Annotated in this window: 2 protein-coding genes; one reads left to right on the forward strand and one right to left on the reverse strand. The window is 74.0% G+C overall.

Translation table 11 applies throughout. The features are described 5' to 3' along the window. The coding region (locus tag HW445_RS29550; RefSeq protein WP_306673380.1) for a PEP/pyruvate-binding domain-containing protein at positions 1–1,187 on the reverse strand (1,187 nt) is incomplete at its 3' end. Positions 1,188–1,338: 151 nt separating this feature from the next. Between HW445_RS29550 and HW445_RS29555 the strand changes: the two genes are divergently transcribed. Continuing rightward, positions 1,339–1,795: response regulator transcription factor (locus tag HW445_RS29555; protein WP_180223891.1), on the forward strand; the 457-nt coding region annotated here is incomplete at its 3' end.

Here is a 1,795-nt window from a genome sequence, read left to right on the forward strand (position 1 = left end):
GGCGAGGCGGCCACCCCGCGGGCCAGCGGCTCACGGGTACGGCTCGCGTCGAACCGGGGGAACATCAGCCGGGCCAGACCCTCGCCGCTCACCCGGGCGAGCGCCTCCCGGCGGTCGATCAGCCCCTCCTCCACCAGCGCGTCCGCGATGGCGAACGCCGCCTCGGCGGTCCGCTTGCCGACCCGGGTCTGCAGCATCCACAGGCGGCCGCGTTCGATGGTGAACTCGATGTCGCAGAGGTCCGTGTAGTGGCCCTCCAGCGTCTCCATGATCTCCAGCAGCCGCGCGTAGGAGGCCGGGTCCAGCTCGGCCAGGTCGGCCAGCGGCACCGTGTTGCGGATGCCGGACACCACGTCCTCGCCCTGCGCGTTCGGCAGGTAGTCGCCGTAGACCCCCGGGCGGCCGGTCGCCGGGTCGCGGGTGAACGCCACCCCGCTGCCCGAATCGGCGCCCAGGTTCCCGAAGACCATCCGCTGCACGGTGACCGCCGTGCCCAGGTCCTCCGGGATGTGCTCGCGCCGCCGGTAGAGCCGCGCCCGCTCGCCGTTCCACGACGCGAACACGGCGAGGACCGCCCTGCGCAGCTGCTCCGCCGGGTCCTGCGGGAACTCCTCGCCGGTCTCCCGCAGGATCAGGTCCCGGTAGGCGCCGGTGAGCGCCGTCATGTCGTCCGCGTCCAGCCCCAGGTCGTCCGAGGCGCCGCGACGCCGCTTGACGGCGTCCAGCACCTCCTCGAAACGGGCCGCGGGCACGCCCATCACCGTCGCGCCGAACATCTGCAGCAGCCGCCGGTAGGAGTCCCAGGCGAACCGGTCACTGCCCGAGACCCGGGCCAGGCCGCGCACCGACTCGTCATTCAGGCCGACGTTCAGGATGGTCTCCATCATCCCCGGCATCGAGAACCGGGCCCCGGAGCGCACCGACAGCAGCAGCGGGTCGTCCGCCCGGCCCAGGGTCCGCCCCGCCGACTCCTCCACCGCCGCCAGGTGCCGCGCCACCTCCCCGGCCATCCCCTCCGGCTCCGACCCGGTGGCCAGGAACGCCCGGCAGGCCTCCGTGGTGATGACGAAGCCCGGGGGCACCGGCAGGCCCATCCGGGTCATCTCGGCCAGGTTCGACCCCTTGCCGCCGAGCAGGTCGGCCATCTCCCGGCCGCCCTCCGCGAAGTCGTACACGTAACGCGCCATGGCACCGCTCCCTCGATGTCGTACGGGGGTGTCGTACGGGCCGCGCGGGCCCTGCGGGCCCCTGGTCAGGGCCGACAGGCCCTGGCCCGAAGGCCCGGGACCGAGGCATGATCGTCGGTGGGAACCCCCTGCCGAACGACAAGGAGCAACGATGGCGGACAGCCGGCCGGCCGGCCCCGCGAGCCCGATCCGGGTCTTTCTTCTCGACGACCACGAGGTGGTCAGGCGCGGGGTGCACGACCTCCTGAACGACGAGCCGGACGTCACCGTGGTGGGTGAGGCCGCCACGGTGGCCCAGGCCCTCGTCCGGGCTCCCGCGCTGCGCCCGGACGTGGCCGTGCTGGACGTCCGGCTGCCCGACGGCGACGGGGTGAGCGTATGCCGGGAGCTGCGCTCCCGCATGCCGGACCTCGCCTGCCTCATGCTCACCTCCTTCGACGACGACGAGGCGCTGCTGGACTCCGTGATGGCCGGGGCCGCGGGGTACGTGCTCAAGCAGATCCAGGGCTCCGACCTGGTCGCCGCGGTCCGCTCGGTGGCCGCGGGCCGCTCCCTGCTCGACCCGGCGGCGACCGCCCGGCTGATGCGCCGCCTGCGCGGCGAGGAGA

The sequence above is a fragment of the Streptomyces sp. UH6 genome (genome assembly GCF_013421635.1).
GTDB lineage: Bacteria > Actinomycetota > Actinomycetes > Streptomycetales > Streptomycetaceae > Streptomyces > Streptomyces abyssomicinicus.